19 protein-coding genes and 1 pseudogene are annotated in these 24408 nt (G+C 74.6%); 14 read left to right on the top strand and 6 right to left on the bottom strand.

Features of this window, described 5'->3' with window-relative positions; all coding sequences use genetic code 11:
- Positions 1–21: 21 nt before the first annotated feature.
- Entirely contained in the window at positions 22–1824 is a 1803-nt protein-coding gene (locus GA0070616_RS04215; RefSeq protein WP_091076527.1) for an ABC transporter ATP-binding protein, read from the top strand.
- Between the two features lie 63 nt (positions 1825–1887).
- The gene (locus tag GA0070616_RS04210; RefSeq protein ID WP_091076523.1) at positions 1888–2649 is read left to right on the top strand and encodes a DUF2470 domain-containing protein; all 762 of its coding nucleotides are present in this window, start codon (positions 1888–1890) and stop codon (positions 2647–2649) included.
- A gap of 64 nt (positions 2650–2713) precedes the next feature.
- On the opposite strand, the gene GA0070616_RS04205 is transcribed toward GA0070616_RS04210, so the two are convergent.
- From GA0070616_RS04205 to GA0070616_RS04195, 3 genes are all read right to left on the bottom strand, one after another.
- The gene (locus GA0070616_RS04205) at positions 2714–3346 is read right to left on the bottom strand and encodes a TetR/AcrR family transcriptional regulator (RefSeq protein WP_091089848.1); all 633 of its coding nucleotides are present in this window, start codon (positions 3344–3346) and stop codon (positions 2714–2716) included.
- Between the two features lie 66 nt (positions 3347–3412).
- On the bottom strand, positions 3413–4168 hold the full coding sequence (locus GA0070616_RS04200) for an ABC transporter permease (RefSeq protein ID WP_091076520.1): 756 nt from the start codon (positions 4166–4168) through the stop codon (positions 3413–3415).
- Positions 4165–4917: an ABC transporter ATP-binding protein gene (locus GA0070616_RS04195; RefSeq protein ID WP_091076517.1), complete on the bottom strand. Its 753-nt coding sequence runs from the start codon at positions 4915–4917 to the stop codon at positions 4165–4167. The genes GA0070616_RS04200 and GA0070616_RS04195 overlap by 4 nt, the downstream gene beginning before the upstream one ends.
- Before the next feature lie 179 nt (positions 4918–5096).
- On the opposite strand from GA0070616_RS04195, the pseudogene GA0070616_RS29290 reads away from it, so the two are divergent.
- From GA0070616_RS29290 to GA0070616_RS04180, 4 genes and pseudogenes are all read left to right on the top strand, one after another.
- Positions 5097–5720 (top strand): annotated as a pseudogene (locus GA0070616_RS29290) (phosphoribosyl-AMP cyclohydrolase); the annotation flags it as partial.
- A 243-nt stretch (positions 5721–5963) separates the two neighbouring features.
- Complete coding sequence (gene hisI, locus GA0070616_RS28650; RefSeq protein ID WP_091089841.1) at positions 5964–6389, top strand: phosphoribosyl-AMP cyclohydrolase; 426 nt, start codon at positions 5964–5966, stop codon at positions 6387–6389.
- Positions 6386–7939, top strand: coding sequence for an anthranilate synthase component I (locus GA0070616_RS04185; RefSeq protein ID WP_091076513.1), 1554 nt, complete (start codon positions 6386–6388; stop codon positions 7937–7939). Before hisI ends, GA0070616_RS04185 begins: the two co-directional genes overlap by 4 nt.
- Positions 7936–8553 (top strand): Trp biosynthesis-associated membrane protein, encoded by a 618-nt coding sequence (locus tag GA0070616_RS04180; RefSeq protein WP_245712652.1) that lies wholly within the window; start codon positions 7936–7938, stop codon positions 8551–8553. The genes GA0070616_RS04185 and GA0070616_RS04180 overlap by 4 nt, the downstream gene beginning before the upstream one ends.
- Here GA0070616_RS04180 and GA0070616_RS04175 read toward each other — a convergent pair.
- The gene (locus tag GA0070616_RS04175; RefSeq protein ID WP_091089844.1) at positions 8546–8803 is read right to left on the bottom strand and encodes a hypothetical protein; all 258 of its coding nucleotides are present in this window, start codon (positions 8801–8803) and stop codon (positions 8546–8548) included. The two genes, GA0070616_RS04180 and GA0070616_RS04175, sit on opposite strands and share 8 nt — an antisense overlap.
- 478 nt (positions 8804–9281) lie before the next feature.
- On the opposite strand from GA0070616_RS04175, the gene trpC reads away from it, so the two are divergent.
- The 3 genes from trpC to trpA are packed head-to-tail and all read left to right on the top strand — an operon-like array spanning position 9282 to position 12169.
- Entirely contained in the window at positions 9282–10085 is an 804-nt protein-coding gene (trpC, locus tag GA0070616_RS04170) for an indole-3-glycerol phosphate synthase TrpC (protein ID WP_175440234.1), read from the top strand.
- A gap of 36 nt (positions 10086–10121) precedes the next feature.
- Positions 10122–11357 carry a tryptophan synthase subunit beta gene (trpB, locus tag GA0070616_RS04165; protein ID WP_091076506.1) on the top strand — a complete coding sequence of 412 codons (1236 nt, stop codon included), beginning with the start codon at positions 10122–10124 and terminating at the stop codon, positions 11355–11357.
- Between the two features lie 8 nt (positions 11358–11365).
- Positions 11366–12169, top strand: a complete 804-nt coding sequence (gene trpA / locus GA0070616_RS04160) for a tryptophan synthase subunit alpha (RefSeq protein WP_091076503.1) — start codon at positions 11366–11368, stop codon at positions 12167–12169.
- A 110-nt stretch (positions 12170–12279) separates the two neighbouring features.
- Here the strand turns inward: trpA and GA0070616_RS04155 are convergent, their stop codons facing one another.
- Positions 12280–12837 carry an NUDIX hydrolase gene (locus GA0070616_RS04155; RefSeq protein WP_091076497.1) on the bottom strand — a complete coding sequence of 186 codons (558 nt, stop codon included), beginning with the start codon at positions 12835–12837 and terminating at the stop codon, positions 12280–12282.
- A 102-nt stretch (positions 12838–12939) separates the two neighbouring features.
- Between GA0070616_RS04155 and lgt the strand changes: the two genes are divergently transcribed.
- Complete coding sequence (gene lgt, locus GA0070616_RS04150) at positions 12940–14085, top strand: prolipoprotein diacylglyceryl transferase (protein ID WP_091076493.1); 1146 nt, start codon at positions 12940–12942, stop codon at positions 14083–14085.
- A gap of 12 nt (positions 14086–14097) precedes the next feature.
- Positions 14098–15294 carry an FAD-dependent oxidoreductase gene (locus tag GA0070616_RS04145; RefSeq protein WP_091076490.1) on the top strand — a complete coding sequence of 399 codons (1197 nt, stop codon included), beginning with the start codon at positions 14098–14100 and terminating at the stop codon, positions 15292–15294.
- Positions 15295–15417: 123 nt separating this feature from the next.
- Here the strand turns inward: GA0070616_RS04145 and GA0070616_RS04140 are convergent, their stop codons facing one another.
- On the bottom strand, positions 15418–16263 hold the full coding sequence (locus GA0070616_RS04140; RefSeq protein ID WP_245712651.1) for a GNAT family N-acetyltransferase: 846 nt from the start codon (positions 16261–16263) through the stop codon (positions 15418–15420).
- Between the two features lie 147 nt (positions 16264–16410).
- Here GA0070616_RS04140 and gltB point away from each other — a divergent pair, with 147 nt between their 5' ends.
- The 3 genes from gltB to GA0070616_RS04125 all read left to right on the top strand — a co-directional run bounded on the left by gltB (position 16411) and on the right by GA0070616_RS04125 (position 23605).
- Positions 16411–21141: a glutamate synthase large subunit gene (gltB, locus tag GA0070616_RS04135; RefSeq protein WP_425412925.1), complete on the top strand. Its 4731-nt coding sequence runs from the start codon at positions 16411–16413 to the stop codon at positions 21139–21141.
- Positions 21134–22606 carry a glutamate synthase subunit beta gene (locus GA0070616_RS04130; protein WP_091076482.1) on the top strand — a complete coding sequence of 491 codons (1473 nt, stop codon included), beginning with the start codon at positions 21134–21136 and terminating at the stop codon, positions 22604–22606. Before gltB ends, GA0070616_RS04130 begins: the two co-directional genes overlap by 8 nt.
- Positions 22607–22804: 198 nt before the next feature.
- On the top strand, positions 22805–23605 hold the full coding sequence (locus GA0070616_RS04125; RefSeq protein WP_091076478.1) for an SGNH/GDSL hydrolase family protein: 801 nt from the start codon (positions 22805–22807) through the stop codon (positions 23603–23605).
- Positions 23606–24408: the final 803 nt, after the last annotated feature.

Raw genomic sequence — 24408 nt, 5'->3', positions numbered from 1 at the left:
GGCGGACGGAAGGCGGGCCCGATGAGCGCGACGGTGACCGGGAAGCCCGTGGTGGCCGAGAAGCCCGTGGCGGCGGCCGAGTCGACCTGGCACACCCTGCGCCGAGGGCTGTCGCTCTCCCCGGAGCTGCGCGTCGGTCTGGTCGGCACCCTGGGGCTGGCACTGGTCTACATGGTCGGCCGGGTGGCCGTGCCTGTGGCGGTGCAGCAGGGCATCGACAACGGCATCAGCGGCGGCCTGGATCTCGGCGCGCTCTACGGCGTGGTCGCCGTGACCGCTTCCGTGCTGGTGGTGACCACCACCTGCGGCTACCTGATGATGCGCCGACTGTTCACCGTCAGCGAGACGGCCCTGGCGGGCGTCCGGGTGCGGGCGTTCCGCCATGTGCACGACCTGTCGATGCTGCACCAGCAGTCGGAGCGGCGCGGGTCCCTGGTGTCCCGGGTGACCAGCGACGTCGACCAGATCACCCAGTTCCTCCAGTGGGGCGGCGTGATCCTGCTGGTCAACCTGGGGCAGCTCGCGGTCACCACGGCGGTGATGGTCGTGTACTCCTGGCAGTTGACGCTGGTGGTGTTCGCCGCGTTCCTGCCCGCGGTGTTCATCATCCGGTCGTTGCAGCAGCGGCTGGGGGCCGCCTACGGGGTGGTGCGCCAGCGCACCGGCGCGCTGCTGGGCGCGATCGGGGAGAGCGTGGTCGGTGCGCCGGTGATCCGCGCGTACGGGATCGCGGGGCGGACGGCCCGCCGGTTGGACGAGGCGATCGACGGCCAGCGTCAGGCCCAGCAGAAGGCGATCCGGATCAGCATCCTGGGCAGTTCGGTGGGCGAGCTGGCGGCGGGGCTGGCGTTGGCCGGGGTGGTGGCGCTGGGGGTGGTCCTCGGGGCCGACCAGACGCTGACCATCGGTGAGGTGACCGCGTTCCTGTTCCTGGTGACCCTGTTCATCCAGCCGGTGCAGATCGCCACCGAGGTGCTCAACGAGGCGCAGAACGCCATCGCGGGCTGGCGACGGGTGCTGGACGTGCTGGACATGGCCCCGGACGTCGCCGACCCGGGCGAGCGGGGCCGGGCGTTGCCGTCGGGGCCGCTGGACGTCCGGTTCGCGGGGGTCGGCTTCGCCTATCCGGGCGGCCCGCCGGTGCTGCACGACGTCACGCTGGACATCGCGGCGAAGAGCCGGGTGGCGGTGGTCGGCGAGACGGGCAGCGGCAAGACCACGTTCGCGAAGCTGCTCACCCGGCTGATGGATCCGACCGAGGGGGAGGTGCTGCTGTCCGGGGTGCCGCTGACGCAGGTGCGGTTCGACTCGCTGCGGGCCCGGGTGGTGATGGTGCCGCAGGACGGCTTCCTGTTCGACGCGACGGTGGCGGAGAATGTCCGCTTCGCTCGTCCGGAGCTGACCGACGCGCAGCTCACCACCGCGTTCACCGAGCTGGGGCTGGCCGACTGGCTGGACGGTCTGCCGTCGGGCCTGCTCACCCCGGTCGGGGAGCGGGGTGAGGCGCTGAGCGTGGGGGAGCGGCAGCTGGTCGCGCTGGCCCGGGCGTACGTGGCCGACCCGGATCTGCTGGTGCTGGACGAGGCGACGAGCGCGGTGGACCCGGCGACCGAGGTGCGGCTGCAACGCACCCTGGACGCGGTGACCCGGGGTCGGACGACGCTCGCGATCGCGCACCGGTTGTCCACGGCCCAGGCCGCCGACGAGGTGATCGTGGTGGACCGGGGCCGGATCGTGCAGCGCGGGCCGCACGACGAGCTGGTCCGGGATCCGGAGTCGGTGTACGCGCTGCTCTACGCCTCGTGGTTGGAGCAGACCAGGTAGACGGGGCCGGCGCGGTGCTCTACCCTCCGAGTTAGGTAAGCCTAACCTTAAGGAGGTCGTGCCATGCGGCCCAGCCCCGCCGAGATCGTCCGCACCCTCGTCGCGGGCCGGCTTCCCGGTCTCGCCCACCTGGCGCACCGGCCCGGCCCCTACCACGTGCGGCACGCCACCGACCCCGACGGGCGGGTGCTGCTGCTCGTGCCGGTGGTCAGCGACCTGGCCGGCGCGCTGCGCCCCACCGGGGGTGGCGGGGAGGTCGCGGTGGTGCTGGACGTGCTCGACCTGCCCCCGGCGGCCGGTGCGCCGTCACTGGGCCGTGCCTGGGTCTCCGGCTGGGCGGGGCGACTCGACGGTGACGAGGCCCGCAGCGCAGCGCTCGACTTCGCCGCCGTGGAGCCCACCGGCGACCTGCTCGACGTGGGCACCCGGTTCCGGCTGTACCGATTCGAGGTGGTCGAGGTCCGCTGGGAACGCGCCGGCACCGTCCGCCGGATCGATCCCGTCGAGTACGCCGGGGCCGAACCCGACCCGCTGCACCCGGTGGAGGCGGAACTGCTGACCGAACTCGCCGAGCGGCACAGCGAGCGGCTGACCGGGTACCTGCGCCGGCAGCTCGGCCTGGTCGCCGACGATCCGCGGTGGACGCCCCGGGTGGAGCGCGTCGACCGGTACGGCCTGCTGGTCTCCTTCGGTCGACCGGGCGCGCGGCGCCGGGCCCGGCTCGCGTTCACCGACCCGGTGACCGACCGGGCGGGGTTGGCCCGTGCCCTGCACCCGGTGCTCTGCCCCCGGGCGGCCGTCCGGGGGACCGCCGACCAGCGTTGATCCGCCCCGCCGGCCGCTGACCCGCCCCACCGTGCGGGCCGTCGATGCCCCCGGTCCGGGGCGGCTAGCGGTGCGCCACGGCGCCCGCCGGATCGTCGAAGACGCCGGCCAGGTCGCCGGTCAGGTAGCGCTGCACGGTGGGCCCGACGGCCGCGACGAGAGCCTGCGGCGTGGCGGAGGCGACCGGCTCCAGCCGGATCACGTAGCGCATCATGACCAGCCCGAGCAGCTGGCTGGCGGCCAGCGAACCACGCAGTGGGAGCTGCCTCCGGTCGCCGGGGAGGTGCTCCTGGATGCGGCGCAGCACCTGGGTGACCAGGAACTCCCGGAGCAGCCGCGCGGCCCACTCGGTGGTCACCGCCGTGCGCAGCAGCGCCACCCCGGCGGTACCGGCGGGTGAGTCCCACACCCCGAGGAACGCCCGGACGAGGCGTTCGCCGACGCCCTCGGGGTCGCCGGCCAGGATCCGCGGCACCAGCTCGCCCGGGTCCAGCGGGGCCTGCATGGCGGCGAGGAACAGCTTGTCCTTGCTGCCGAAGTAGTGGTGCACCAGCGCCGGGTCGACACCCGCCGAGGCGGCCACCGACCGGATCGTGGTCGCGTCGAAGCCCCGGTCGGCGAATGCCGCCCGGGCGGCTGTCAGGATCGCCTCCCGGGTGTCCGGGTTGCCGGGTCGACGTCCGGTCCGCCGTGTCATCGTCACCCTTCGCTCGTCGTCGCGCGTCTCCGGTCGGGCCGCCGGCAGCCCGACCGGAGACACGGGTCAGCCGCTGCGGCGGCGCAGGGTGGCCGCCGAGAGAACCAGCGCCAGCACCACCGCCCCGCCGACCACCGCGACGTCGCGCCACATCGTGGCCGTCGGGTCGGCGTGCGCGCCGACCTCCTGAAGGGCCTCGACGGCGTACGACAGGGGCAGTACGTCGCTGACCGCCTGCAACCAGCCGGCCATCTCGTCGCGCGGTACGAACAGCCCGCACAGCAGCAGCTGCGGGACGACCACGACCGGCATGAACTGTACGGCCTGGAACTCCGTGCGGGCGAAGGCGGAGCAGAACAGCCCGAGGGCCACGGCGAGTACGGCGTTCAGCGCGGCGATCATGATGACCAGGCCGCTGCCGCCGGCGGTGTGCAGGCCGAGGAGGCCGTACGCGACGGCCGAGGCGACCACCGCCTGCCCGACGGCGGCCAGCCCGAACGCGATGCCGTAGCCGAAGAGCAGGTCGAGCCTGCCCAGCGGGGTGGTCAGCAGCCGTTCCAGGGTGCCGGTGGTGCGTTCCCGGAGCATCGCGATGCTGGTCACCAGGAACATGATCACGAAGGGGAAGACGCCGAGCATCACCAGCGCCACCCGGTCGAAGGTCGACGGCTGTCCCGGCGGCGTCGGCTGGTCGACGTACATGAAGTGGACCAGGGCCAGCAGCACCGCCGGCACCACCACCAGCAGCGCGACGGTGCGCCGGTCGTGGCGCAGCTGGCGCAGGATGCGGCCGGTCGTGGCGGTCAGGATCCGTGGGTTCACGACGACACCTCCCGTTCGGCGTCGGCGTCCGACGCGGCGCGTTCGGTGGCCCGGATCAGGCGCAGGAACGCTTCGTCCAGGTCGTCGACCCCGGCGGCGGCGCGTACCGCGTCGGGGGTGTCGTCGGCGACGATCCGCCCGGCGCGGACCAGTAGCAGCCGGTCGCAGCGTGCCGCCTCGTCCATCACGTGGCTGGAGACGAGCAGGGTGGTGCCGGCGGCGGCCAGCGCGTGGAACCGGGCCCACAGGTCGGCCCGCAGCACCGGGTCCTGCCCGACGGTGGGTTCGTCGAGCACCAGCAGCTCCGGCTCGCCGACCAACGCACAGGCCAGCGAGGCCCGGCTGCGCTGGCCGCCGGACAGGGTGCCCACCAGTTGGCCGGCGGCCGGGGCGAGCCCCACGTCGGCGACGGCCCGGTCGGCCTCGGCCCGGCCGCGTCCGTGCAGGGCGGCGAAGTAGCGGGCGTTCTCCCGCACGGTCAGGTCGGCGTAGACGCTGGGCGCCTGGGTCAGGTAGCCGACCCGGTGTCGCAGCTCGGCGGTGCCGGCTGGTCGGCCCAGCACGGTGACCGTGCCGGCGGCGACCCGCTGCACCCCGACCACGGCCCGCATCAGGGTCGTCTTGCCGCTGCCGCTCGGGCCGAGCAGCCCGGTGACCGCGCCGGCCGGCACGGTGGTGCTGAGCCCGTGCAGCACCCGCCGCCCGCCCCGGTCCACGACCAGGTCCCGGACGGCGATCGCGTTCTCCATCGCCCACCTCCCCAAAACTCATCGGACGTTGAACTCAACGCTAGATGACATATGCCCGGTCGCGCAACGACCCGTCGACCGCGCGACTCGGCCACCAGCACGATCGGGGTCCTGCGGACCGGACACAGAGTCCGGCAACGGGCATTGCACCCTGATCGGACGTACGGCACGATGGCGCGGTGGATCACGCTCCGTCACCGGACAGCGGCTTTCTCGACGAGTGGGCTGCCCGGCTGCGGGCGGGTGCGGACCGGCCCGTGGTCGGCATCCTGCTGCGCGGCAGCCACGCCCGACGGGCCGCCACCGCCCACAGCGACGTCGACGTGGACGTGCTGGTCGGCGGCGCTCCGTACGCGGCCCGCCGGGCGTACCTCGCCGAGCACTCGGGCCGGTTGACCCACCTGTCGGTGGCGTCGCGGGACGTCCGGTCCTGGATCGTCCGGCTGGGTGAGCCCGCCGACTGGGCGTTCGGGCTGCCGGTCACCGCGCCCGCCCGGCTGCTCTGGGCGGAGCCGCACTGGCGGCCCCGGATCGACCTGCCCGTGCTCTGCCAGCCGGCCGACGAGCCGCGGCTGGAGGAGTTGATTGCCACGCTGGGTAAGGTCGCCGGGGCGCGGGACGCCGGGGACCAGCTCGGAATCCGGCTGGCCGCCGCCGACCTGGCCCGCCTCACCCCCTCGGTGCTGCGGCTGGCGAACCCGTCCGTGCGGGTGGTGTCCCGCCGCTCCGCCCTGTCCGCCGCGCTCGACCTGCCCGTGGCGCCGGCCGGCTACCGGGAGGACATGCTGCTCTGCCTCGGGCTGCGGCCCGGCTCCGTGGGCCAGCTCGCCGCCGCCGCCAGCCGCCTCGTCGGCGGCACGCTGCCGCTGGTGCGCCCGTACGCGGCCGAGATCGCCGAGGTGGCCGGCGCGGACCTGGCTGCGGCCCTGGTGGACGGTCGGCTCCGGCGTTACGTGGCCCAGCTCGGCCGGCCCGCCGGCCGGCCGCCCCGCCCCCGCCGGGAGGCGGCACCGGGGCGCACGGCGGGTGCGGGACAATGGCTCACTGTGCCCGTACCTGACGCGCCGGTGAGCGGCGCCCACCCCAGCCCGCAGCAACCCGCCCCGGGCCGGACGTCCCGGCTCGACCCGTCCATCGCCGCCCGGCTGCGCCGCACCCCCGACGGCCTGGTCGCCGCGGTGGTGCGCCAGCACGACTCCGGCGAGGTGCTGATGGTCGCCTGGATGGACGACGAGGCGCTGCACCGCACCCTGACCACCGGCCGGGCCACCTACTGGTCCCGCAGCCGGGGCGAGTACTGGGTGAAGGGCGCCACCTCCGGCCACCACCAGTACGTCCGGTCGGTGGCGATGGACTGTGACGGCGACGCGATCCTGGTCAGCGTCGACCAGTTGGGCGCGGCCTGCCACACCGGGCACCGCACCTGCTTCTTCGAGGACCTGCCGGTGACCGGCGCCCGGGAGGAGTCATGACGGACGGCTCGGTGAGCCCCGACCTCGCCACCTTCACCGACCTGGCGGCCCGCTGGCGGGTCGTGCCCGTCACCCGGCGGCTGCTCGCCGACGCCGAGACCCCGGTCGGGGTCTACCGCAAGCTGGCCGGCGGCCCCGGCACGTTCCTGCTGGAGTCCGCCGAGCAGGGTGTCGGTTCGGCCGGGATGGCCTGGTCCCGCTACTCGTTCATCGGGGTGCGCAGCAGTGCCACGCTGACCGAGCGGAACGGGGTGGCCGTCTGGACCGGCACCCCGCCGGCCGGCCTGCCGACCACCGGGGACCCGGTGCGGGTGCTGCGGGCCACCGTGGCCGCGCTCGCCGGGCCGGCCGCCGAGGCCGGCGGCGACCTGCCCCCGCTGACCGGCGGCATGGTCGGCTACCTCGGCTACGACCTGGTCCGGCGGTTCGAGCGACTGCCGGCGCTGACCGAGGACGACCTCGGGCTGCCCGAACTGGGCATGATGCTCGCGACCGACCTGGTGGTGCTCGACCACTACGACGGTTCGGCGATCCTCGTCGCGAACGCGGTCCTGCCGGCGCCGGACGAACCGGAGCGCGCGGACCGGGTGGCGGCGGCGTACCACCACGCGGTGGGCCGGCTGGACGCGATGACGACCGCGCTGTCCCGGCCGATCCCGCCGATGATCTCCACGGTGGCCAGGCCGGCGGTGGACCGGGTACGCAGCCGTACGCCCGACGGTGGTTACCCGAAGGCGGTGGAGGCGGCCAAGGAGGCGATCCGGGCCGGCGAGTGCTTCCAGATCGTGCTGGCGCAGCGGTTCGAGCGGGAGACCGACGCCGACCCGTTGGACGTCTACCGGGTGCTGCGCACCACCAACCCCAGCCCCTACATGTACCTGCTGCGCTTCGACGGCTTCGACGTGGTCGGCTCGTCGCCGGAGGCACACCTGAAGGTGACGGCGGACGCCGAGGGGCACCGCCGGGCGTTGCTGCACCCCATCGCGGGGACCCGGCCGCGGGGCGCCACCCCGGAGGCGGACGCCCGGCTCGCCGCCGAACTGCTCACCGACCCGAAGGAGCGGGCCGAGCACGTGATGCTGGTCGACCTGGGCCGCAACGACCTGGGGCGGGTCTGCCTGCCGGGCACGGTCGAGGTGCCCGAGTTCGCCACGATCGAGCGGTACAGCCACGTCATGCACATTGTCTCGACGGTGGTGGGCACGCTGCGCGAGGACCGCTCCGCCTTCGACGCGTTGGCCGCCACCTTCCCGGCGGGCACCCTGTCCGGCGCCCCCAAGGTGCGCGCCATGGAGATCATCGAGGAACTGGAGCCGGTCCGGCGGGGGCTCTACGGCGGCACCGTGGGCTACTTCGGCTTCGGCGGCGACCTGGACATGGCCATCGCGATCCGCACCGCGCTGATCCGCGACGGGCGGGCGTACGTGCAGGCCGGGGCGGGCGTCGTGGCCGACTCGGATCCGGCCGCGGAGGACCAGGAGACCCGCAGCAAGGCCGCCGCCGTGCTCGCCGCGATCGCCGCCGCCGAGACGCTGCGGGCGGCCCGGTGAGCCCCGCTCCCGCACCGGCCGGCGCGGTGACCCGGGGCGGGCCGGCGGGGCGGCGGGAGCTGACCTACGCGGTGCTGCTCTGCCTGGCCGGCGCGGGCCTGGCCCTGTGGGCGGCCACCCGGACCTGGGCGGTCGAGTTGAGCGCCCGCCCGGCCCCGCTGCCGCCGGTGCGCGACACCAGTACCGGTGCGGCGCTGGTGCCGTGGTTGCCGGCGCTGGCGGTGGTCGCACTGGCCGGCGGCGGCGCGGTGCTGGCCACCCGGGGCCGGCTGCGGCAGGTGCTGGGCGGGCTGCTGGCGCTGCTCGGGCTCGCCGTGGCGGCGGGCGGCGTCCAGGGGCTGGTCGCCGGGTTCGACGGCGAGGTGAGCCGGCAGTGGCCGGCGTTGTGCCTCGTCGGCGGGCTCCTCACCGCCGGCGGCGGCCTGCTGACCGGGTGGCGGGGCGGCCGGTGGCCGGCGATGGGGGCCCGCTACGAGCGTCCGGCCCGGCCCGGCCAGGTGACGACCCGGCCGGGCGGGCCGGCGGCGCCCCAGCCGGCCGGCCCGATCGAGGGCCGGGGCACCACCCAGGCGTGGGACGCCCTGGACCGGGGCGAGGACCCGACGGTCAGCTGACCGGCTGGCGGTCCCGGGCGGCGGCCCGGGCGGCCGACAGCTCGGCCACCAGGCGGTCGAGTTCGGCGCGCTGGTCGGCGCGGGCCCGGTCGGCGCAGACCGCCTCCCAGGCGTTGCCCTGGGCGGTGCGCACCCGTGCCTCGCCCACCACGGCGCGTTCCAGCGTGTGCACCACGCCGACGGCGAGCGACGCGACGGTCCGGGAGATGGTCGTCAGGCCGATGGTCTGGTGGGGCCCGGAGGGGTTCATGATCACCTCTTGGGAGGTCGTCGGTGGCGGGTGGGCGGACACGTCATCGAGTCTGCCCTGGGACGATGGTGGCCGGCTCACGTTTCGCGGTGGTGACCCACGGGTCAACTCTGCTGGCGGTGCCCGCCACCAGGGAAGGGACCTAGGTCCCAGGTCACCCTTGAGCTTGGTCACATCGCGCCCGGCCCCGGCGCGCTGCGCCCGACCCGCGCCGCGTGGTGGAATGGGGCATGGGCGGGCATCGATGAGCTTCGTGACGCGGAAGCGGGGGAGGGCGTGACACAGTGTCACGCTCCGTTCGCCGAAGTCGGCCATTATGCCGCAGCCCATCTCGTGAGGCGCGCCATACCCCCGGCGCCTGTCGCCAGGTGGCGCCCCCTAGCATCGGCCCATGACACCCGGAGAGGGGAGTCCGTTGGTGACTGCTGAGCATGCGCACGCGGAGGGGGACGAAGCCGGTCCGGCGGCGCCCGTCAGTGTGCTCGACGAGATCCTGGTCGGCGTCCGCGAGGACGTGGCCCGGCGGCAGGAGCAGGTTCCGCTCGAGCGGATCCGTGAACTGGCGGCTGCGGCACCGCCACCGCTCGACGCGTACGCGGCCCTGCGCAAGCCGGGCGTGGGCGTGATCGCCGAGGTCAAGCGGTCCTCGCCCTCGAAGGGTCAGCTCGCCGAGATCGCCGACCCGGCCGACCTGGCGGGTGACTACGCTGCCGGTGGCGCGCGGGTGATCAGCGTGCTGACCGAGGGGCGCTGGTTCGGCGGCTCGCTGGACGACCTGGCCGCCGTGCGGGCCGCCGTGCAGATTCCGGTGTTGCGCAAGGACTTCGTGGTGTCCAGCTACCAGGTGCACGAGGCCCGGGCGCACGGCGCCGACCTGGTCCTGCTGATCGTCGCCGCGTTGGAGCAGAACGCCCTGGTGGGCCTGCTGGAGCGGATCGAGTCCCTCGGGATGACCGCCCTGGTCGAGGTGCACGACGAGGAGGAGGCCGACCGGGCCCTGGAGGCCGGCGCGCAGGTGATCGGCGTCAACGCGCGCAATCTGCGTACCCTGGAGGTCGACCGCTCGGTGTTCGAACGGATCGCGCCCGGCCTGCCCAGCAGCGTCGTCAAGATCGCGGAATCCGGGGTACGCGGCCCGCACGACCTGATCCGGTACGCCTCGGCCGGCGCCGACGCCGTGCTGGTCGGCGAGGGTCTGGTCACCCAGAAGAGCCCCCGGGAGGCGGTGGCCGAGCTGGTCAACGCCGGCAACCACCCGGCGACGCCCCGCCCGGCGCGCTAGCCGCGCGCCGGGTCACGCAGCGAGAGGAACCCCGCCATGAGCGCCGACGCGCTGGCCGCCCCGGCCGCAGCGTTCCCCGACCCCGCCGGCCACTTCGGCCGCTTCGGTGGTCGTTTCGTCCCCGAGGCCCTGGTGGCCGCGCTGGACGAGCTGGACGGGGCGTGGCGCACCGCGACGGCCGACGAGGCGTTCCGGGCGGAGTTCGGCGCACTGCTGCGCGACTACGCCGGAACGCCGTCGCTGCTCTACGAGGCCCGGCGGTTCTCCGCCCAGGTCGGTGCCCGGGTGCTGCTCAAGCGGGAGGACCTGAACCACACCGGCGCGCACAAGGTGCGCAACGTGCTCGGGCAGGCGCTGCTGACGAAGCGGATGGGCAAGAGGCGCGTCATCGCCGAGACCGGCGCCGGCCAGCACGGCGTCGCCACCGCCACCGCCGCCGCCCTGTTCGACCTGGACTGCGTCGTCTACATGGGCCAGGTCGACACCGAGCGCCAGGCGCTCAACGTCGCCCGGATGCGGATGCTGGGCGCCACCGTCGTGCCGGTCACCACCGGCTCGCGCACCCTCAAGGACGCGATGAACGAGGCGATGCGCGACTGGGTGGCCAACGTCGACGACACCCACTACCTGATCGGCACCGCCGCCGGCCCGCACCCGTTCCCGGCGATGGTCCGCGACTTCGTCCGGGGCATCGGCGACGAGGCCCGCCAGCAGTGCCTCGACCTCACCGGTGCGCTGCCGGACGCCGTCACCGCCTGCGTCGGCGGCGGCTCCAACGCGCTGGGCATCTTCCACGCCTTCGTCGACGACGCCGACGTGCGGTTGTACGGCTTCGAGGCCGGCGGCGACGGGGTGGACACCGGCCGGCACGCCGCCAGCATCACCGGCGGTTCCGCCGGTGTGCTGCACGGCACCCGCACGTACGTGCTCCAGGACGAAGACGGGCAGACGGTGGAGTCGCACTCGATCTCCGCCGGCCTGGACTACCCGGGCGTCGGGCCGGAGCACGCCTGGCTGCACGACACCGGCCGGGCCACCTACCTGCCGGTGACCGACGCCGACGCGATGGCCGCGTTCGAGCTGCTCTGCCGCACCGAGGGCGTCATCCCGGCGATCGAGAGCTCGCACGCGCTCGCCGGCACCCGGCAGATCGCCCCGCGGCTCGCCGCCGAGCTGGGTCGGGAACCGGTCGTGGTGGTCAACCTCTCCGGGCGGGGCGACAAGGACGTGCACACCGCCGGCGAGTACTTCGGCATCCTCGACAAGGAGTGAGGGACGGCATGAGCCGGATCGGGGTGGCGTTCGACAAGGCCCGCGCGGACGGGCGGGCGGTGCTGGTCGGCTGCATGCCGGCCGGGTTCCCGACCGTCGAGGGCAGCATCGCCGCGATGACCGCGATGGTCGAGGCCGGGGTCGACGTCATCGAGGTGGAGATCCCGTACTCCGACCCGGTGATGGACGGCCCGGTGATCCAGCGGGCCAGCGACATCGCCCTGGCCGGCGGCGTCCGCACCGCCGACGCGCTGCGCGTCGTCGAGGCGGTCGCGGCCACCGGCGCGCCGGTGGTCACCATGACCTACTGGAACCCGGTCGAGCGGTACGGCGTCGACGCGTTCGGCCGCGATCTCGCCAACGCCGGCGGCACCGGGCTGATCACCCCCGACCTGATCCCGGAGGAGGCCGGCGAGTGGCTGGCCGCCTCCGAGGCGTACGGGCTGGACCGCACGTTCCTGGTGTCCCCGTCGTCCACCGACGCGCGGCTGCGGATGACCACCGAACACTGCCGTGGCTTCGTCTACGCCACCGCGATCATGGGGGTCACCGGGGCCCGGTCGCAGACCTCGGAGGCGGCCCCGGTGCTGGTGTCCCGGGTGCGTGGGGTGACCGACCTGCCGGTCGGCGTCGGCCTGGGTGTGGGTACGGGGGCGCAGGCGGCCACCGTCGCCGGGTACGCCGACGGGGTGATCGTCGGCAGCGCGCTCGTCCGCTGCGTCCTCGACGCCCCCGACCCGGCCGCCGGTCTGACCGCCCTGCGTGCCCTGAGCGCCGAACTCGCCGAGGGCGTCCGCGCCCCCGCGACCTGACCGGCATCCGAACTCGCCGAGGGCGTCCGCGCCCCCGCGACCTGACCGGCGTCCGCGCGGGCACACTCTCCCGCGACCGACCGACGTACCGGGGGCGGGGCGCGGGTGGGTCACGGGAGGGCGCGGGTGTCCGCGCCGTCGTCGGGCGAGGCTCCGGGGCGCTGCGATGGGGCCCGGGGCGTCGCCGCCCAGGTCCGTAGCACGCCGGAGCGGCCCGCCAGGGCGTCGGCGAGCGCGGCCCGGGTGGTCGGGGTGAGCTGCTCCGGCAGATCGGGTGGGGCGTGCCAGGAGAGGTGGCAGCCACCCGCCGGCCGGGTCGCGGGCGCGGCGGCACCGACCCGGGCCCGGAACACGTGGACCAGCACGTCGGGCGGGGGGCCGGCCCGACCGGCCGCCGGCGTCGGACCCGCCCGGAGCAGCCGGTAGAGACCCACCAGGTCGACCACCTCGACGGGCCAGCCCGTCTCGGTCAGGATGTCGCGGGCCACCGCCTCGACCGGCCCCTCCCCGGGACGGAGTCGCCCGCCCGGCAGCGCGTACCGGGCGGCGGGTTCGGGGTGCCCGTCCGACGGCGCGTACCAGGCGGCGGGTGGACTCTGCCGGCAGAGCAGCACCCGGCCGGACCCGTCGGTGACGACCGCGGCGACCGCCCAGGTGAGCGCCCTCATGAGCCCGAATCCTACGCCGCGACCCGGCCTGGACGCTCCGGCGCGCGGTCGAGCCGGACCGGGGTGCCGTCGGAGGGGTCCGCAGCGGTAGCGTGTGCACCCGTGAACCTCGCCTCGCTGACCCCCCAGGCGGCCCTGCCCAGCCCCAGCACCGCGGTGTGGCAGATCGGGCCGCTGCCCGTCCGGGCGTACGCGTTGTGTATCATCCTCGGCATCGTGGTGGCCTGCTGGGTCACCGAGCGACGGCTGCGCCAGCGCGGCGTCGCCCCGGGGGCGGTGCTCGACATCGCGGTCTGGGCGGTGCCGGCCGGCATCGTCGGTGCCCGGATCTACCACGTGATCAGCTCGCCGGAGAAGTACTTCGGCACCGGCGGCGACCCGATGGCGGCGTTCGCCATCTGGGAGGGCGGCCTCGGCATCTGGGGCGCCGTGGCCGGTGGCGCGGTCGGTGCCTGGTTCGCCGCCCGGCAGCTCGGCATCCCGTTGACCGTGATCGCCGACGCGCTCGCCATCGGCCTGCCGCTGGCGCAGGCGGTCGGCCGCCTCGGCAACTGGTTCAACAACGAGCTGTACGGCGGCCGGACGACCCTGCCGTGGGGGCTGGAGATCCACCGGATGGATCCGAACAATCCCGGTCAGGCGTTGCGCGACGAGTCCGGGCAGCCGATCCTCGAACCCGGGCTCTACCACCCCACCTTCGCCTACGAGGCGCTGTGGAACGTGGGCGTCGCGGTGCTGGTGCTGGTGCTCGACCGCAAGCTGCGGCTCGGCCGGGGCCGGGCGTTCGCCCTGTACGTCATGGGCTACACCACCGGCCGCTTCTGGATCGAGTTGATGCGTACCGACGAGGCGAACACCATCCTCGGCGTACGCCTCAACGTGTGGACGGCCGCGCTGGTCTTCCTCGGCGCGCTGGTCTACTTCGTCCGGGTGCGCGGCCCCCGGGAGTACCTGATCCCGATCGAGGCCCCGGCCGCGCCGACCGCGGCCGGCGCGGCGGACCTGTCCCAGGTCGACCTGTCCGCGCGGGAGGCGACCGCGCCGAAGGGGCAGCCGGAGGGCTACCGGGTGGTCGACGAGGAGAGCTTCCGCGCCTGGCGGGAGACCGGCGAACTGCCCCCCGGGGCGGCGGACACCGAGGTCCCGGCGGACACCGAGGTCCCGGCGGGGTCCGCCCCGGCGGACGCCGGCACCCCGACCGGGACAGACCAGACATCGGACCGGGCCGCCTCCGACCGCGACAGCTGAGGGCGGGCGGCGATGCGTACCGCGGTGGTGGTCGGCGCCGGGCTCGGCGGGCTGACGGTCGCCGGTGCGCTGGCCCGGTCCGGCTGGCGGGTCACCCTCCTGGAACGGGTCGACCGGGTCCGCCCCGAGCCGACGGCCGTCGTGCTGTGGCCCAACGGCGTCCGCGCGCTGCGCGCCCTCGGGCTGGGTGCCGGTCTGGACGCGATCGCCACGCCGCTGCCCGACGGCGGCGTCCGCCGGCCCGACGGGCACTGGCTGGTGCAGCCGCGTCCCACCCCCGACGACGACCGGGTGCCGGTGGTGGTGCACCGGGAGGACCTGCACGACGCCCTGATCGCCGGGCTGGGGGAGCAGGTCGAGCTGCGCACCGGGTGCACCGTGCGCACGGTGCATGCCGTGGCCGGGCAGCGCCCGGCGGTGGGTGACGGCCGGCACATGTTCGAGGCGGACCTGCTGGTGGCCGCCGACGGCACCGACAGCGCCATCCGCCGTCAGTTCGCTCCCGAAGCCGCCGTGGTCAGCTCCGGCTGCGCCGCCTGGCGGGCGGTGATCCCCTGGTACCGGGCCCCCAGGCTGCCCGCCGACCAGCCGCTCGGCGGGGAGGTGCTGGGCGCCGGCTACCGCTTCGTGGCGGCCTCCCTGGGCGAGCGCGGATCCTCCGGGGCGTCCAGCCGGGGCGGCATCTACTGGGTGGCCACCGCGGCCGGGGCGCCCCGCCCCGAGCCGCCGGAGACCCAGCTCGCGCTGCTGCGCCGCTGGTTCGCGGGCTGGCCGGCGCCGATCGGCGAGCTGCTCGCCGCCACCGAGCCGGTGGACCTGGTGCAGCAGGAGATCCGGGAGCTGCGTCCGCTGCCCCGGGCGTACGGCTTCCCGGCCGGTCCGGGTGGGGTGGTGCTGCTCGGCGACGCGGCCCACGCGATGCCGCCGCACCTGGGCCAGGGCGCCTGCCTGGCGTTCGAGGACGCGGCGACTCTCGCCGCCCTGCTGCGCGAGTCCCGGTTGCCCGACGCCGTCGCGGCGTACGACCGGGTGCGCCGGCCCCGGGCGGCGGCGGTGGTGCGCCAGACGCGCCGGATGTCGGCGGTGTTGCAGACCCGGGGCCGGTTGGCCCTGCGCGCCCGGGACGCCGCCCTCGGCACGATCACCCCCCGGCTGCGCAGCAGCGCCGCCGCGGTCGCCGCCCAGTGGCGTCCGCCACCCACCGCCTGACCTGAGCCGCCCGGGTGGCGTCCACCCACCGCCTGAGCCGCCCGGCTGTCGTGCGCCCACCGCCGGGCCCCGTCCCGGTGACGCCCCTGCCTGAGCCGCCCGGGGCGCGGGGCGGGCGAGGGCTCAGGGGGTGAGCGGGGCGGGTTCGGCGATGCAGGCGGTGCCGACGCGGCGGAAGCCGACCCGCACGTACACCCGGGCGATGTCCTCGTCACCGGCGGACAGGAACACCAGTGAGGTTCCGGCGGCCAGCAGTTGCCGGGCCAGGGCGGCGGTGACGGCCGCGCCGAGTCCCCGCCGCCGGGCGGCGGGCAGCGTCGCCACCCCGGCGATCTCCGCCACGTCGCCCACCCGCATGGCCATGCCGCTGGCCAGGACGCCCAGGTCGGGGGTGCCGGCCAGCGCGGACAGCCGCCGCCCGTCGGCGATCATGGCGCGTTCCTCGGCCAGGGCCGCCAGGTCCAGTTCGCCGACTGCGGCGTCGCGCTCCGCCGCGCCGGCCGGTCCGGTGGCGGTGCCGGGGGCGGAGAAGCCGACGGTGGCGACGGCGCGGCGGGCGGCCACCGCCGCGCCGAAGTCGGGCGCGTCGGCGTCGAGCAGCCGCACGGGTACGCCGGTGAGGGTCGCCGGGTCGACGAGGGCGGCCGGGTCCAGCACCATCAGGGGTGCCTCGACGACGGCCAGGCCGGCCGAGCGGGCCACCGCGAGCAGGTCGGGGGTGTTCTCGTGCACCCACTCGAAGGTCTCCGGCAGGCCGAGTTCCCGCTGCCGTTCACGTACGGTGGTGATGTCCGCCAGCGACGGCGGCGGGGCCGCGTCGAGGCGGGGCCGGGCGTAGAACGGCCATCCCGCCCCGTTCCGGACGAACAGCACCAGACCGCCGTGCTGTTCGGCGTGGGCCGCGTCCCGGGGCAGCGCGTCGTAGAACCGTTCCAACGCCTCGAAGAGGCCCCTGTGCCGGGTATCCACCGCGCGAGACTACACGTCTCACACTCTGGAAGGTGTGATCTATCTGCACCTGCCCTGCGCAGACCGCCCTAACGTAGACTCAATAGACCGAATGAGGGCCGACGTCGTCCCGACCATGATCCACCCTGAGCGACGACAGGAGGCCCGGTGGCCTTTGCGTACCCTCACAGCCCCCAGCCGGCCCCGCAGCACGACCAGGTAGCGCCCGTGTCCGGGCGCTCCGCCGCGCACGGCCCGGTAGCGCCCTCGGGCGGCCTCTACAATCCCGCGCGCGAGCACGACGCCTGCGGGGTGGCCTTCGTGGCGGACCTGCACGGCCGGCGCTCCCATACGGTCGTCGCCAACGGTCTCGGCGCGCTGCGCCGGCTGGACCACCGGGGCGCTCGGGGCGCGGAACCGAACACCGGTGACGGCGCGGGGATCATGATCCAGGTGCCGGACGCGTTCCTGCGCGCGGTGGTGGACTTCCCGTTGCCCCCGGCCGGCCAGTACGCCACCGGGCTGGTCTTCCTTCCCGACGACGACGACGCCGAGGCGCGGGCCCGCCGGGTGGTGGAGAAGTACGCCCTGGTGGAGGGCGCCGACCTGCTCGGCTGGCGGGACGTCCCCGTCGACGCGTCCGACCTGGGGGAGACCGCCCTGGCGGCGATGCCCCGGGTGCGGCAGCTGTTCCTCGCGGCGGCCCGGCTCACCGACACGCCCGCCGGTCCGGCCGGTTCGCCCCTGTCGGGCGTCGAGCTGGAGCGGGTGGCGTACTGCGTGCGTAAGCAGGCCGAGCGGGAGTCCGCCGAGCGCGGCGTGCCGGCGTACTTCCCGTCGCTGTCCGGGCGGACCCTCGTCTACAAGGGGATGCTCACCCCCGACCAGCTTCCGGCCTTCTATCCGGACCTGACCGACGAGCGGGTCGACAGCGCGATCGCGCTGGTGCACTCCCGGTTCTCGACCAACACGTTCCCGTCCTGGCCGCTGGCGCACCCGTACCGGATCATCGCCCACAACGGTGAGATCAACACCATTCGCGGCAACCGCAACTGGATGCAGGCGCGGGAGGCGCTGCTGCGCAGCGAGAACCTGCCCGGCAACATCCGGCGCGTCTTCCCGGTGTGCACCCCGGCGGCGTCCGACTCGGCGAACTTCGACGAGGTGCTGGAACTGCTGCACCTGGCCGGCCGCAGCCTGCCGCACGCGGTGCTGATGATGATCCCGGAGGCGTGGGAGAACGACCCGGACATGCGCGCCGACAAGCGCGCCTTCTACCGGTTCCACGCCAGCCTGATGGAGCCGTGGGACGGCCCCGCGTCGGTCGCCTTCACCGACGGCGAGATCGTCGGGGCGGTGCTCGACCGCAACGGGCTGCGCCCGGGGCGCTGGTGGCAGACCGCCGACGGCCTGGTGGTGCTGGGCAGCGAGGCGGGCGTGCTCGACCTCGACCCGGCCCGCGTGGTCGCCAAGGGCCGCCTCCAGCCGGGGAAGATGTTCCTGGTCGACACCGTCGCCGGCCGGATCGTGCACGACGACGAGATCAAGACCGAGCTGGCCGCCGCCCAGCCGTACGCCGACTGGCTGCACGCCGGGCTGATCGAGCTGGACGACCTGCCGGCCCGCGAGCACGTCGTCTACACCCACGACTCGGTGCGCCGCCGGCAGCAGACCTTCGGCTACACCGAGGAGGAGCTGAAGATCCTGCTCGCGCCGATGGCGCGAGTGGGTGCCGAGCCGATCGGCTCGATGGGCACCGACACCCCCATCGCGCCGCTGTCGACCCGGCCGCGACTGCTGTACGACTACTTCCACCAGCTGTTCGCCCAGGTCACCAACCCGCCGCTGGACGCCATCCGCGAGGAGCTGGTGACCAGCCTGGCGTCGACCATCGGCCCGGAGGGCAACCTGCTCGATCCGGGCCCGGCGAGCTGCCGGCAGATCGTGTTGCCCTACCCGGTGATCGACAACGACGAGCTGGCGAAGATCCTCTGCATCGACGAGGACGGCGACCTGCCCGGTTTCAAGGCCGTCCGGGTCTCCGGCCTGTACCGGCTGCGCGACGGCGGCGCCGGCATCAGGGCCCGGCTGACCGAGATCTGCCGGCACGTGTCCGAGGCGATCGAGGACGGCGTGCGGATCCTGGTGCTGTCGGACCGGGACTCCAACGCCGACCTGGCCCCGATCCCGTCGCTGCTGCTCACCGCGGCGGTGCACCAGCACCTGGTGCGGGAGCAGACCCGCACCCAGGTGGCGCTCGTCGTCGAGTCCGGCGACTGCCGCGAGGTGCACCACGCGGCGCTGCTGATCGGGTACGGCGCGGCGGCGGTCAACCCCTACCTGGCGTTCGAGTCGGTGGAGGACATGACCTCCACCGGCGTACTGGTCGGGTTGCAGTCGGGCACCGCGATCCGCAACTACGTCAAGGCGCTCGGCAAGGGCGTCCTGAAGATCATGTCCAAGATGGGCATCTCCACGGTGTCGTCGTACTGCGGGGCCCAGGTGTTCGAGGCGGTCGGCCTCGACGCCCGGCTCGTCGAGCGCTACTTCCGGGGCACCCCGAGCACCATCGGCGGCGTCGGTCTCGACGGCATCCACGCCGAGGTGGCCGCCCGGCACGCGTTGGCCTGGCCGGCACCGGGCGCGGAGGCGTCCGACCGGCTGCCCGTGGGCGGCGAGTACCAGTGGCGCCGCGAGGGTGAGCTGCACCTGTTCAACCCGGAGACGGTCTTCCTGCTCCAGCACGCGACCCGCAGCCGGCAGTACGACGTCTTCCGCCGGTACACCTCGAAGGTCGACGAGCTGGCGGCGCGGGCGGGCTCGCTGCGTGGCCTGTTCCGGCTGCGCACGGGCGTGCTGCCGCCGGTGCCGATCGAGGAGGTGGAGCCGGCCAGCGAGATCGTCCGGCGGTTCGCCACCGGCGCCATGTCGTACGGGTCGATCTCGGCGGAGGCGCACGAGACCCTGGCGATCGCGATGAACCGGCTCGGCGGCAAGTCCAACACCGGTGAGGGCGGCGAGGACGTCGAGCGTCTGTACGATCCGGCGCGTCGCTCCTCGGTGAAGCAGATCGCCAGCGGCCGGTTCGGGGTGACCAGCGAGTACCTGGTCAACGCCGACGACCTCCAGATCAAGATGGCCCAGGGCGCCAAGCCCGGCGAGGGCGGTCAGCTGCCCGGGAACAAGGTGTGGCCGTGGATCGCCCGCACCCGGCACGCCACACCCGGGGTGGGGCTGATCTCCCCGCCGCCGCACCACGACATCTACTCCATCGAGGACCTCGCCCAGCTCGTGCACGACCTCAAGTGCGTCAACCCGGCCGCCCGGGTGCACGTCAAGCTGGTCAGCGAGGTCGGCGTGGGCACCGTCGCGGCGGGGGTGGCCAAGCTGAAGGCCGACGTCATCCTGATCTCCGGGCACGACGGCGGCACGGGCGCGTCCCCGCTGAACTCGCTCAAGCACGCCGGCACCCCCTGGGAGCTGGGCCTGGCCGAGGCGCAGCAGACGCTGCTGCTGAACAAGCTGCGCGACCGGGTCACTGTTCAGGTCGACGGTCAGCTCAAGACCGGCCGGGACGTGCTGGTCGCGGCGCTGCTCGGGGCGGAGGAGTTCGGCTTCGCCACCGCGCCGCTGATCGTCGAGGGCTGCATCATGATGCGGGTGTGCCACCTGGACACCTGCCCGGTGGGCATCGCCACCCAGAACCCGGTGCTGCGCGAGCGGTTCACCGGCCGGCCGGAGTTCGTGGAGAACTTCTTCCTGTTCCTCGCCGAGGAGGTCCGCGGTTACCTGGCCGAGCTGGGCCTGCGCAGCATCGACGAGGCGATCGGGCGTGCGGAGCTGCTCGACTTCGCCCCGGCGGTGGAGCACTGGAAGGCGGGTGGGCTGGACCTGAGCCGCGTGCTGCACCTGCCGGAGCTGCCCGAGGGGGCGGCCCGTCGGGGCGTCCGCGCCCAGGACCACGGCCTGGAGTTGGCGCTCGACAACGAGCTGATCGCGCTGGCGCAGCCGGCGCTGCGCGACGGCACCCCGGTGCGGGTCGAGGTGGCGGTGCGCAACGAGCACCGCAGCGTCGGCGCGATGCTCGGCGGCGAGGTGACCCGCCGGCACGGTGGTGCCGGGCTGCCCTCGGACACGATCGAGTTCACCCTGCGCGGCACGGCCGGGCAGTCCTTCGGCGCGTTCCTGCCGCGTGGGGTCACCCTTCGGCTGCACGGCGACGCCAACGACTACGTCGGCAAGGGCCTGTCCGGGGGGCGGCTCGTGGTCCGTCCGGATGCGGCGGCTCCGTTCGTCGACGTCGACGCCGTCGCGGGGCAGCGCGCCGAGGACCAGATCATCGCCGGCAACACCATCCTGTACGGCGCCACCGAGGGAGAGGTCTTCCTCCGGGGCCGGGTGGGGGAGCGGTTCGCGGTGCGCAACTCCGGAGCGGTGGCCGTCGTCGAGGGGGTCGGTGACCACGGCTGCGAGTACATGACCGGTGGCACGGTGGTGGTGCTGGGTCCGACGGGCCGCAACTTCGCCGCCGGCATGTCGGGGGGCACGGCCTTCGTGCACCGGCTGGACCGCCGGCTGGTCAATCCGGAGCTGGTCGACCTGTCGCCGCTGGGGGAGGAGGAGCGGTCCCGGCTGCACGAGCTGGTGCAGCGGCACTTCGCCGAGACCGATTCGGCGGTCGCCGAGGGGTTGCTCAAGCGCTGGACGGAGGCGGTGGAGGAGTTCACCGCCGTGGTGCCCCGGGACTACCGCCGGGTGCTGGAGATCATGCGGGCCGCCGAAGCCGCCGGCCATGACGTCGACGACGCGGTGATGAAGGAACTGACCGCGCCCGCCGCGCCGGCGGTGCCGGTGCCGCCCGCCCCGCGGGCGGTCGCCCAGGAGGTGGCTCGTGCCTGACCCGAACGGTTTCCTGCGCTACCCGAGGCGGATGCCGGCCCGCCGGCCGGTGCCGGTGCGGATCAGCGACTGGCGGGAGGTCTACCCGCCGGCCGGTGCGGAACTGATCCGCGAGCAGGCCACCCGGTGCATGGACTGCGGCATCCCCTTCTGCCACGACGGCTGCCCGCTGGGCAACCGGATCCCGGACTGGAACGACCTGGTGCGGACGGGCAACTGGGACGCGGCGGTGGAGTCGCTGCACGCCACCAACAACTTCCCGGAGTTCACCGGCCGGCTCTGCCCGGCGCCCTGCGAGGCGGCGTGCGTGCTCGGCATCTCCGGCGGCGAGCCGGTGACCATCAAGCAGGTCGAGGTGGAGATCGCCAACGCGGCGGCGCGGGATGGCCTGCATCCCCGGCCGGTGGCGACGCCGTCCGGTCGGTCGGTCGCCGTGGTCGGTTCGGGGCCCGCCGGGCTCGCCGCCGCGCAGCAGTTGGCCCGCGCCGGTCACGCGGTGACGGTCTACGAGCGCGACGACGCGGTCGGCGGCCTGCTGCGCTACGGCATCCCCGACTTCAAGCTGGAGAAGGAGCACATCGACCTGCGGCTGGCCCAGATGTCGGCCGAGGGGGTGCGCTTCCGCACCGGCGTGCACGTCGGCGTGGACGTCACCGCCGAGCAGTTGCGCGCCGAGCACGACGCGGTGCTGCTGGCCTGCGGCGCGTTGCAGGGGCGGGACACCCCGGAGACGCCGGGGCGGGCGCTGCGTGGCGTGCACCAGGCGATGGACCATCTGGTGGCCGCGAACCGGGTGGTCAGCGGCCGGGAGGCGACTGCGGCGATCGACGCCGCCGGCAAGCACGTGGTGATCATCGGTGGCGGCGACACGGCGGCGGACTGCCTGGGGGTGGCCCACCGGCAGGGCGCGGCGGGCATCCACCAGCTCGACCTGTACCCGCAGCCGCCGCGGGAGCGCGACGAGGCCCGTGACCCGTGGCCGACCTGGCCGTGGATCCTGCGGGAGTACGCGGCCCACGAGGAGGGCGGCGAGCGGGTCTTCGCGGTGGCGGTGCAGGAGTTCGTCGACGACGGCACCGGGCAGGTGCGGGCGGTGCGGATCGCCGAGGTGACCGTGGAGAAGCGCGACGGCCGGCGGATCGTCACCGTGCTGCCCGGCTCCGAGCGGGAACTGCCGGCCGACCTGGTGCTGCTGGCGATCGGCTTCGAGGGCACCGAGGAGCAGCCGCTGCTGGCCCAGTTCGGGGTGGCCCGCAACGCCCGGGGGGCCGTCGACGCCCGCCCGGACTGGCAGGCCGCCGACGGGGTGTTCGTGGCCGGTGACATGCACCGGGGTGCCTCGCTGATCGTCTGGGCGATCGCCGAGGGCCGGGCGGCGGCTGCCGCCATGCACGCCTATCTGGACGGTGCGGGTGCGCTGCCCGCTCCGGTGGACCCGGCCACCCGACCCCTCGCTGCCCACTGACCACAGTCCGTCACGAACCCGCCCGCCCCGGCCTCCGGGGCGGGCGGGTTCGTCTTTGCGGAGTGGATCGAGTGATCTGATCCTGTTCCATTGATTCGAATGTTTCGTTAGTCTTACCGGCTAGTAACAACCATCACACCCCTGGCCACGCGCGCGGTCACCGGGCTCCACCACCCCCCCATGTTCCGTGGAGGTCCCATGCCACACCGTCCGTTGGCGCGTGCCCTGGCCGCGCTGGTCACCCTCTTCATCGGCATCCTCGGCGCGGTCGCCGTCCCCGCCGCCGCCCAGGCCGCCGCGCCCGTGCACTACGTCGCCCTCGGCGACTCGTACTCCTCCGGTGTCGGCGCCGGCCCGTACGACTGGTCCGGCTGCCTGCGCAGCCAGAAGTCGTACGCCCCGCTGTGGGCCGCCGCCAACGACGTCGACAGCTTCCGCTTCGCCGCCTGCGGCGGCGCGGTCACCGCCGACGTCATCAACGACCAGGTCAGCTCCCTGAGCAGCAGCACCACCATGGTCACCATCACCATCGGCGGCAACGACGCCGGCTTCGCCGACGTGATCACCAGCTGCCGCTTCGGCAGCACGTCGAAGTGCACCGACGCGGTCAACGAGTCCAAGGCGTTCGCCACCGCCACGCTGCCCGGCCGGCTCGACCGCACCTACGCCGCGATCCGCGAGCGCGCCCCCAACGCCCGACTGATCGTGCTGGGCTACCCCCGCCTGTTCGAGACGGGCTGGTGCGGCCTGCTGGCGATGAGCTCCTACAAGCGCACCATCCTCAATCAGGCCGCCGACGTGCTCGCCACCGTCATCTCCGACCGGGCCGCCGCGGCCGGGGCGACCTTCGCCGACACCCGGCCCACCTTCGCCGGCCACGGCGTGTGCGCCGACGACCCGTGGATCCGTGACGTCAGCGGCGTCATCGAGGCGTACCACCCGAACTCCGCCGGCTACCGCGACGGCTACCTGCCGGCGCTGAACGCCGTCACCGGCTGATCCGGGACCGCGGCGGCCGGCGGGAACGCCGGCCGCCGCGGCTTGCCCACCTCCGCCACACTGGACGGATCGACGCCCCGCCACGGCGTCGTCGCAGGGGGTGGGTATGCGCGAGTCGACCGACCAGCACACCCCGCCAGCGCGGGACCTGCTCCCGGCCGGCGGGCTGGACCTGCTCGCCCTGCTCGCGCGGCTGCTGCGCCGGCCGCGCCGCAGCGAGCGACGCCTCCCGGTGATCTGGCTGGTCCGACCCGCCGACACCGCCGACCCGATGGCGTTGCTGCGCCGTTTCCTCGGCCAGGGGCCACGGCGGCGCGTCCCGCACGCCGTGCTCGACGTCGCGGCCCAGCCCACCGGCACCGACGTGCCGATCCTGCTGCGGGACCTGCACCGGCAGCTGTCCCTGGAGGCGTTCGGCACCGCCCGGCTGCGGTTCCGGCACTATCCGCTGGCCGACTGGCTGATGCAGCAGAGCCTCAGTCCCGGCGTCGACGCCGAGGACGGCCGGTCCACGCTGGTCCGTCGCCTGCGCGACCGCCGGGGCGGCCGGCCCGCCGGGGAACCGGCACCCGCCGCCTCCGACACCGTCGGCCTCGTCACGCAGGTGCTGCTGTGGCTGGTCCGCCACGCCGTTCCCGGCGTGGTGTTCCGGATCGCCGTGTCCGGCCGGGTGCCCGTCGTCGGGCAGCACTACCGCTGGTTCATGCGCCAGCAGTACCTCGCCCCCCGGCAGTCCGTGACGTTCCTCGGCTTCGCCGAACGGCTGACCGCCGGCTGGCGCGACGGCGAACAGCCCGACCAGG

This window comes from Micromonospora nigra, assembly GCF_900091585.1.
Classification (GTDB): domain Bacteria; phylum Actinomycetota; class Actinomycetes; order Mycobacteriales; family Micromonosporaceae; genus Micromonospora; species Micromonospora nigra.
The sequence above is the reverse complement of the archived record's forward strand: the minus strand, read 5'-3'. Positions and strand labels throughout refer to the sequence as shown.

Excerpts from the sequence above, each read along its gene's own strand:
- GA0070616_RS04215 (WP_091076527.1), top strand. The coding sequence starts at position 22 with ATGAGCGCGACGGTGACCGGGAAGCCCGTGGTGGCCGAGAAGCCCGTG.
- GA0070616_RS04145 (WP_091076490.1), top strand. The coding sequence starts at position 14,098 with ATGCGTACCGCGGTGGTGGTCGGCGCCGGGCTCGGCGGGCTGACGGTC.
- GA0070616_RS04185 (WP_091076513.1), top strand. The coding sequence starts at position 6,386 with ATGACGGACGGCTCGGTGAGCCCCGACCTCGCCACCTTCACCGACCTG.
- GA0070616_RS04155 (WP_091076497.1), bottom strand. The coding sequence starts at position 12,837 with ATGAGGGCGCTCACCTGGGCGGTCGCCGCGGTCGTCACCGACGGGTCC.
- GA0070616_RS04210 (WP_091076523.1), top strand. The coding sequence starts at position 1,888 with ATGCGGCCCAGCCCCGCCGAGATCGTCCGCACCCTCGTCGCGGGCCGG.
- trpA (WP_091076503.1), top strand. The coding sequence starts at position 11,366 with ATGAGCCGGATCGGGGTGGCGTTCGACAAGGCCCGCGCGGACGGGCGG.
- GA0070616_RS04175 (WP_091089844.1), bottom strand. The coding sequence starts at position 8,803 with ATGAACCCCTCCGGGCCCCACCAGACCATCGGCCTGACGACCATCTCC.
- GA0070616_RS04125 (WP_091076478.1), top strand. The coding sequence starts at position 22,805 with ATGCCACACCGTCCGTTGGCGCGTGCCCTGGCCGCGCTGGTCACCCTC.
- trpB (WP_091076506.1), top strand. The coding sequence starts at position 10,122 with ATGAGCGCCGACGCGCTGGCCGCCCCGGCCGCAGCGTTCCCCGACCCC.
- GA0070616_RS04205 (WP_091089848.1), bottom strand. The coding sequence starts at position 3,346 with ATGACACGGCGGACCGGACGTCGACCCGGCAACCCGGACACCCGGGAG.
- GA0070616_RS04195 (WP_091076517.1), bottom strand. The coding sequence starts at position 4,917 with ATGGAGAACGCGATCGCCGTCCGGGACCTGGTCGTGGACCGGGGCGGG.